The sequence below is a fragment of the Shewanella surugensis genome (genome assembly GCF_023284005.1).
In the GTDB taxonomy this organism is placed as follows: Bacteria; Pseudomonadota; Gammaproteobacteria; order Enterobacterales; family Shewanellaceae; genus Shewanella; species Shewanella surugensis.
The window spans coordinates 1-8233 of the sequence record NZ_JAKIKS010000176.1 but is presented as its reverse complement, the minus strand read 5'-3'; the positions used below and the strand labels follow the sequence as shown (position 1 = coordinate 8233).

At 40.3% G+C, this 8233-nt stretch carries 8 protein-coding genes and 1 pseudogene; 1 reads left to right on the top strand and 8 read right to left on the bottom strand.

The genetic code is table 11. The features are described from left to right. Positions 1-161: 161 nt before the first annotated feature. On the top strand, positions 162-1343 hold the full coding sequence (locus L2764_RS24660; RefSeq protein WP_248943017.1) for a hypothetical protein: 1182 nt from the start codon (positions 162-164) through the stop codon (positions 1341-1343). Between the two features lie 278 nt (positions 1344-1621). Here L2764_RS24660 and L2764_RS24655 read toward each other — a convergent pair whose 3' ends face one another. The 8 genes and pseudogenes from L2764_RS24655 to L2764_RS24620 all read right to left on the bottom strand — a co-directional run bounded on the left by L2764_RS24655 (position 1622) and on the right by L2764_RS24620 (position 8084). After that, the gene (locus L2764_RS24655; protein WP_248943018.1) at positions 1622-2392 is read right to left on the bottom strand and encodes an ABC transporter permease; all 771 of its coding nucleotides are present in this window, start codon (positions 2390-2392) and stop codon (positions 1622-1624) included. A gap of 2 nt (positions 2393-2394) precedes the next feature. Further along, complete coding sequence (locus L2764_RS24650; protein WP_248943016.1) at positions 2395-3333, bottom strand: ABC transporter ATP-binding protein; 939 nt, start codon at positions 3331-3333, stop codon at positions 2395-2397. Positions 3334-3633: 300 nt separating this feature from the next. Continuing rightward, positions 3634-4164 carry a hypoxanthine phosphoribosyltransferase gene (gene hpt, locus L2764_RS24645; RefSeq protein ID WP_248943015.1) on the bottom strand — a complete coding sequence of 177 codons (531 nt, stop codon included), beginning with the start codon at positions 4162-4164 and terminating at the stop codon, positions 3634-3636. A 57-nt stretch (positions 4165-4221) separates the two neighbouring features. Continuing rightward, entirely contained in the window at positions 4222-4887 is a 666-nt protein-coding gene (locus L2764_RS24640; protein ID WP_248943014.1) for a flavin prenyltransferase UbiX, read from the bottom strand. Between the two features lie 187 nt (positions 4888-5074). Then, positions 5075-6499: pseudogene (mpl, locus tag L2764_RS24635) on the bottom strand (UDP-N-acetylmuramate:L-alanyl-gamma-D-glutamyl-meso-diaminopimelate ligase); the annotation flags it as partial. Between the two features lie 297 nt (positions 6500-6796). Beyond that, entirely contained in the window at positions 6797-7045 is a 249-nt protein-coding gene (locus tag L2764_RS24630) for a hypothetical protein (protein ID WP_248943012.1), read from the bottom strand. 213 nt (positions 7046-7258) lie between these two features. Further along, positions 7259-7630, bottom strand: a complete 372-nt coding sequence (locus tag L2764_RS24625) for a hypothetical protein (protein WP_248943011.1) — start codon at positions 7628-7630, stop codon at positions 7259-7261. A 25-nt stretch (positions 7631-7655) separates the two neighbouring features. After that, on the bottom strand, positions 7656-8084 hold the full coding sequence (locus L2764_RS24620; protein ID WP_248943010.1) for a hypothetical protein: 429 nt from the start codon (positions 8082-8084) through the stop codon (positions 7656-7658). Between the last annotated feature and the right edge of the window lie 149 nt (positions 8085-8233).

The window sequence follows — 8233 nt, the reverse complement described above, 5'->3', positions numbered from 1 at the left end:
ATTGGTTTTTCATTTGAGAACCTTGGCCGATTTTGTGAGAGATTGAAGCTTATAGGCAGCTAACCCTCTTTTCTATACCAAAGTGTGTCGGTTATTATGGCAATCTAAGAGACAATCTCATTGGGCTTTATCTAGAAGAACTGGGCCATTATCTTAATTTTATGCGTTGCAAACAGAGCAATGCTGCTTTTGAAATGTGTGAAACCAATACCGAAGACGGGGCTAATTTCAGCGCGGGTGTGTTACTCGACTCTAATGATTATGAAAATGATATTACTGCTTTAGATCAAATAGAATCGAATCCAGAGAAAACCTTTGAACTCGCAAATAATAACGGTACCTTATACTTTGATACCATGCCAAGCATCACTGATTTACAAACCTTTTTAGCAAAATATAATATGAAAATCAGGCTTAGATTTCGTATGCAAGTCGGTTTCAGTAGTAATTTAGTCGGCACCAATATGGCTGACAGTTCAGGTGTTAACTCAACCATTATTCTTGAGCTAAATTACACCCCGTCTAAATGGGTCAGCGATTTGGATACTTATGGAGAATGCAAATCTGAAAAATGCAAAAGTCCTGTCGCTAACTTTCAAGTCACATTGGCCGATGAAGTTTATCAACCGACTTTCAGGCCAGAGCAAGCTAAAAAAGGCGGTTACTATGCCGAAATGGGACTAAAACGCAGTCACTCATTTAATTTCCCCCTCGTACGGACTAACATGAAAACCGTTGATATCCTTGGCAGTCCCACAAAAGTGGCCGTATACGATTATAAGTATATGAAACATAAAGCCACCTATGGATTCTCAGTTAATTTATACGCTTTTGGGTATATTGATATGTTTGATGCCAATATATTACCCGATAATATTGCTGGATTTAACGACTTAATTTTAACAGGATGGGCTGGACCGAGCGCCACTTGGCAATCGATGCAATCCACCAAGAGTATCACTGAAGGCTTTGTAGTCGGTGCCATTGGCGCGGCAATTGGCTGTGGTGCAGGTGGTTATTTAGGTTCTTTTTATGGTGAACAAATCGATGACTGTGTTGCGGGCAGTCAATTAGGCGAAGCCATCGGTGTGATGACTTTTGGCTCTTTCACAAAGAAAGTCAAAACGACGGGTGATGCAGGTCTAATCGTCAGCACCAGAGCTAAGATAGGTTCATTATTCGCCGGCACATTAGAAGGCATGGTGAAAGGCTTTGGTTATCAGCCCAAGAATATGTGGGATTCTAAAGCGAATGCTGCTATTGAACTCAGAACCGAGCTCATGTATACCGTCGGCAGACAGAGTACGGGGAATTCTGGAACCGGATCCATAGGAGCGTTATAAACCTTAATCCTTGAAAAATGCATTTTATCGTGAAATCTTATAATTAAAGAGTTTGGGTAAACACTCTTATTTTTTCATCCATTATTTTTGTCACATTACTGTCATCCATTGAAAATAGATGACATATAAAAAACCGCCCATAAAGGCGGTCTTAGTCTAAAGGCTGTTGATCTTTGGTGATGTTTTCTGCAGCCATTTTTGGGTTATTGAAACAAGCCTAATGGAGCGGGTATAGCCTTCCTACAAACGCTGTAGCCAGAAACCACAAAACGGGTCAATTAACTGCGTAAACCTATTCCTCTAGAAATGAGATAGTAAGCCACAAACCAAAAGCCCATACAAAAAGCAACCATCACTGCAACTGAAAAAGGCACACTGATATCCGCTATCCCTAAAAAACCATAACGAAAGGTATTAATCATGTAAACTACTGGGTTTAAGGTAGAAACACCTTGCCAAAATGGGGGCAATAAAGATAGAGAGTAAAACACACCACCTAAATAAGTCAGTGGCGTCAACACAAAAGTGGGGATGATACTAATATCATCAAAACTCTTGGCAAAGACGGCATTAATCAACCCAGCTAACGAAAAAAGTATCGATGTTATCAATACCGTTAATAACACTAAGGGTAAGTTATAAAGCGAGAAATCGACAAAAAACAATGCCACTGCCGTCACAATTACACCGACTAATAATCCTCGTACCACGCCCCCACCAACATACCCGGCGATCATCACATAATGAGGTACTGGCGCCACCATTAACTCTTCTAAATTGCGTTGGAATTTTGCACTAAAAAAAGAAGAAGCCACGTTCGAATAGGAACTGGTGATCACCGACATCATAATCAAACCCGGCGCAATAAACTCCATATAGGACACCCCCCCCATTTCGCCAATACGTTTCCCCACTAAGTTGCCAAAAATAAGAAAATATAAGGTCATGCTTATCGCTGGAGGCACTAACGTTTGTACCCAGATTCGGGTAAAGCGAGTGATCTCTTTCTTCAAAATACTTTTAAAGGCAACAAAGTATAGGGCTCTCATATTCATGATTTTTTTCCTTTCGCCTTTTCCACTAATCTCACAAATAGCTCCTCGAGACGATTAGCCTTATTACGCATCGATAACACATCAATATTTTGTTGACTCAAAAGCGCAAACACTTGATTAATACTTTGATCTTTTTCCACATTAATTTCCAAAGTATGCGGCGCAGTCAAACGCATCGGAAATCCGCTAATCTCTGGTGCCTCTGTTCTATTTTCACCTAAATCTAAAATGAAAGTTTCAAGATCCAATCGACTGAGTAAGCTTTTCATTGTGGTATTTTCAACTAACTCTCCTTTATCAATAATACCAATATTCCTACACAGCATTTCGGCTTCTTCAAGATAATGGGTTGTCAAAATAATGGTCACACCTTGTGCATTAAGCTCAGTTAAGAAGGTCCACATAGAGCGGCGTAATTCAATATCAACCCCCGCAGTCGGCTCATCTAAAATCAGCAATTGTGGTTGGTGCATTAATGCACGAGCAATCATCAATCTTCGCTTCATGCCACCCGATAAAGCACGAGCAGGACTATTTCGTTTTTCCCATAAATCCAGCTGACACAAATATTTCTCTGCTCTAATTAAGGCCTCTGTTTTAGCCACGCCATAATAGCCCGCTTGATTCATGACAATTTGCAAAACCGTTTCAAATTGATTGAAATTAAACTCTTGTGGAACCAAACCGATACACAATTTAGCCCTGTCTAATTCAGAATCTAAGTCATGATTAAAAACAGAGACTTGCCCAGATGTTTTTTGTACCAAAGAGCTAATGATGCCAATTGTGGTAGATTTACCGGCTCCGTTAGGGCCTAGTAGTGCGTAAAAATCCCCTTGTCTAACTTTTAAGCTGATCCCTTTAACCGCTTCAACGCCACCTTTATAGGTTTTTTTCACCTCTTCAAGGACGAGAGCATACTCAATATTTTCCATTGTATTTATCCGATAAAAAAGAAAAACGCCTGCATTGGGGAGTGTTCTTTTGAAAGTGTTGAGAAAATGGCTTTAATAACGTTGACTGAAGGTCGAACATAAAGACCCAAGTTAAGCAATGCTACCAAATGACCGATAGTATTAGCCAGTTAAATTTACATCACATCATAGACGAATAATACTTGAGTCTAAAAACAAAAAACTCCTGCGTAGACAGGAGGTTAAGGGGTATGTCAAAGGCGAATTTTTAAAATGACAACAAACCTAATATTCAATCATTATAAATAAGACCAATAAGGTTTAATCTAATGGAATCACTTTTGCTATATAAGGGAGATTACGATACTTCTCCGCATAATCGATGCCATAACCCACGATAAATTCATCCGAAATAGTAAAACCAATAAAATCAACAGGTACTTCAACTTCACGACGTTCGGGCTTATCCAATAAAGTACATAAGGCCAAACTTTTCGGCTCACGTAACAACAACATTTCACGTACTTTATTGAGGGTATTACCCGAATCAATTAAATCTTCAACGATCAACACATCTCGACCTTGAATTTCAGACTGAACATCTTTTAAAATTTTAACATCACGAGAGCTAGTCATTGCTTTGCCATAACTCGATACCGACATAAAATCGATTTCGACATGACCTTTAATACGACGACATAAATCCGCCATAAAAACCACAGAGCCCTTTAATAATCCTACCATCAATAAACGTTCACTATCAGCATAATGCGCGTTAATTTTATCGGCTAATACATCTAGCTTCTGATCAATCTCATCTGTTGAGATCATTACTTCAATCGTGTGTTTCATATCACTCTCAATTGTCGATTTAACTGCTAACTTTATCCAAACAATCCAACGCGCGGATCACTTAAGATTAGGATCACGCTGATCGTAACCCCAACGATTCGTTAATGTATGCTCGACGCCCAAATGATCCAATATTCGAGCGACCATGAAGTCTACCAGATCTTCAACCGATTTGGGATCATGATAAAAACCCGGCGCAGCCGGCATAATCGTCGCCCCGAGTCTAGAAAGCGACAACATATGCTCTAAGTGAATGGCATTAAAAGGGGTTTCTCTGGGCACCAATAAAAGTTGCCCCCGCTCTTTTAATACCACATCGGCTGCACGCTCAAGTAGATGATTACTCATACCCGTCGCAACCGCCGCAAGCGTTCCGGTACTGCAAGGACAAATCACCATCTGCTTAGGCGCAGCAGAACCCGATGCAGGAGGAGAAAACCACTCATCTTGCCCGAGCACGCATAACTCTCCCGAAATCGTTGATGGCTCAACACCATAAACCGCTGCAAAATGCTGTATTAATTGCAGCTGTGCTTTATCACTATGGCTACTGATCTTTAAGTCACTTTCTGTGGCTAACACCACTCTTGCGGCCTTCGAAATCATCAAAAAGACTTGATAATCTGCCTGCAATAAGCAAAAAAGTAATTTTAAACCATAAGGCGCACCCGATGCGCCTGTCCAAGCCAAACTTATTGCTCGCTTGGAACGCGTGTAAGTCATTATTTGTCCTAAATAGTTCAATTAAATAATACAAAATACTTTGTCAGTAATGACACTTTTATCAAGCCAACTTAAGGCTATCCCCCTTATCGTTATTGCCCGTGTTAGCATTGCTTTTAGCGGCCTTACCTTCAACGCCTTTATCTTTAGCACTTTTAACATGAGTGTCAATGAGCGCTTCCGTTAGCTTAAGCGCCTTGATTAATGTCTGATGTAAGCCACCAAATCCACCGTTACTCATTATAATAATGGTATCACCACTTTTAGCCTTAGCGATCACTTGAGCAATTATATCATCCAGCTCTGATAGCACCTTAACAGGCATGCTAGCTTGAGACACATCCTCTTGCATATCCCAGTCTAATTTATCCGCTTGATATAAATACACCTCGTCGCTTCCCATAAAAGAATCGGCTAAAGTCTCTTTATGAACGCCTGCTTTCATGGTGTTCGATCGAGGTTCAATGATAAGCGTCATCCTACCGAGGCCTATTTTAGCCCGCATACCCGCGACTGACGTTGCAATGGCCGTAGGATGATGCGCAAAGTCATCATATATCGCCACCCCTTTGACGGTCTCTAATAATTCCATCCGCCTTTTTGGGGGCATGAATTGTCCAAGTGCAGTAATAGCCGCCTCTGGAGTCACACCCACATGGCGCGCAGCGGCAATGGCCATTAACCCATTATCAATATTATGCTGCCCAATGAGGTCCCATCTAACCGTACCTTGCTTTTTGCCTTTCAGAAACACATCAAATTCATGGGCATCATCACTCAGGGCTTGTCCATACCAATCAGCCTGAATATCATTTATCTGATCATTTAGCAGCGCGTTAATCGGCTCACTTGACTGAGTATTGCTCATCGCAGGATCTAAGGTTTCTTGCTCGCTCCAACACCCCATATCCATCACTTCTGCTATTGCTGCGCAGTTAACAGGCCAAATAATTTTCCCTTGTCCCGGTACCGTGCGAATAAGGTGATGAAATTGTTTTTGGATCGCGCTCAAATCATCGAAAATATCGGCATGATCAAATTCTAAATTATTCACCACTAAGGTACGGGGACGATAATGCACAAATTTAGAGCGCTTATCAAAAAAGGCACTGTCATATTCATCGGCTTCCACCACAAAAAAAGGCGAATCACCCAAGCGGGCCGATACGCCTAAATTTTGCGGTACGCCACCAATCAAAAAACCGGGTGTATAACCACAATCGTCTAAAATCCATGCCAACATACTCGCCGTAGAGGTTTTTCCATGGGTCCCAGAGACTGCCAACACCCATTTATCATTCAAAATATGTTCGGCTAAAAATTGCGGCCCAGAAGTGTAAGAGATACCTTTGTTTAGCACCGCTTCAACGCAAAGATTGCCTCGACTCATCGCATTGCCAATGACCACTAAATCAGGATACTCGTCTTCATTTTGGCCTAATTGCTGAGGATCATAGCCTTGAATTAATCCTATGCCCTGCTCTTGTAATTGCGTACTCATGGGAGGATAAACATTGAGATCACAACCCGTCACTTTGTGCCCTTTCGATCGCGCTAACAGGGCCAAACCGCCCATAAAGGTGCCACAAATGCCCAAAATATGTAAATGCATAAGTCTCTCTCTAGCCATCAATAAAAATAGGAGAATATGATCGTTATTCTACCTGTTAACCAGCCAGATACAAATCACCTCAGTTTAAACCTGATTTTAGCAAGCACTCATAATAAAAACGTCATTTAAATGGAGGAAGGCGGAAAAGTCCAAAACCAAAGAAAAAACCTCGGGAAATATAGCGTTTTTGTACAAAAAAACACCTGCCACAACAACCTACAACATTCTTGATTCTACTATTTTAAATCCAAAAATAATAAAACCATAGCCTAAAGTGAAAAATAGAGGTGAATGACATCATTGAAACATACTCGGTATTAACTGATAAGACTCTTGCAAAAAGTATGCGTGCCCAGCATCATCGAATAACTCTAAAATAGCAATATTGGGACTCGCCATATTTAAAGCATCCACTAATGAACGACCATAACGATATTGCATAAACATATCTTTTTTGCCATGAACAACCTTTATACTATCCACTTTTTTTGATAAGTCAGGGCATTCAGAAATCACCACCAGATCAGTTAATCTCACCGTTTGCAAATCGCATCATTGCCACTATCATTTTCAAGAGAATAATCCTTATCTAATTCACTGTATCTATCCCAATCACTGACCGTTTGTCTTTCTTGGTTAAGTACTTAAGTAAAAGTTTTCAAAGGTTGAATTTAGCCCTTTAGAAAGCAGAAACTCATGTGTTATCAGGTAATCGGCATACTTTGGGAGCTTAAAAATCAAACAAAATTCCGGATAACTTCATCTCAGGCACTTATAAACTTCACTCGGTATACCGCCATGCCATAACGTGTCTATTCTATTTTTCAAAAACAAATATCCAATTTTGTAATACTGGTGCTTAAATCTAGAGTCGACCTCAACGGTTAATGCTTCTCCAGCATGACTTGCAGTACAATCTCTATAAGCCGCTGTACTCTCTAAAATAGCTTGATATTTATAAGGAAACAGTAATTTAAACTCATTTTGTTTTAATTTTCTAGCAGTATGCGCATACCAGTCCGCACCTTGCTTAGATAACTCTGAAGCGACGCTTTTGACACAAGGCGCTGCATTTCCATATGAGTAAGCAAGAGGGGAAGCACCTTCACCTCCTGGTTTTGAAGAAAACAAGATCAACTTCTTCAAGCGTCTTGCTTCACTCAATGGCGCTATCGATTTTAAGGCGACTAAGGTTCCCAAAGACCACGCAACTAAATGAATATCCCCCCTGTGACATTCGCATAAGAGTCAGGCAATGAATCTTATATATCATTGATATTATTGGAATATTTATGAAATTGAAATCATTCCCTTTAACCGCTACCGTTCCTCCTATCCCAGGATAATCCATAAACAACAAATTATACGCTCCCACTAACTTTTCGATCAAAACAGGACTCCAGTCCGGCATCACTTGCGATAATCCATTAAAGAAAATGATCGTTTCAGCTTTACTTGGGGAGTTGGCTTCAATGATCAATATATTCATCTCGCCACCGCGACTTGAAATTTTATATTGATTAACATTATCTTGATAATAAGCTAGAGAGCTCGGAGCATCAGCCTTAAAGCTTGCAGCTGACACCGTTTTTACCCTTTTAGCTCCGGAAAAAGTATCATTATAACTTAGATTGCCATAATAACCGACACACTTTGGTATAGAAAAGAGGGTTAGCTGCCTATAAGCTTCAATCTCTCACAAAATCGGCCAAGGTTCTCAAATGAAAAACCAAT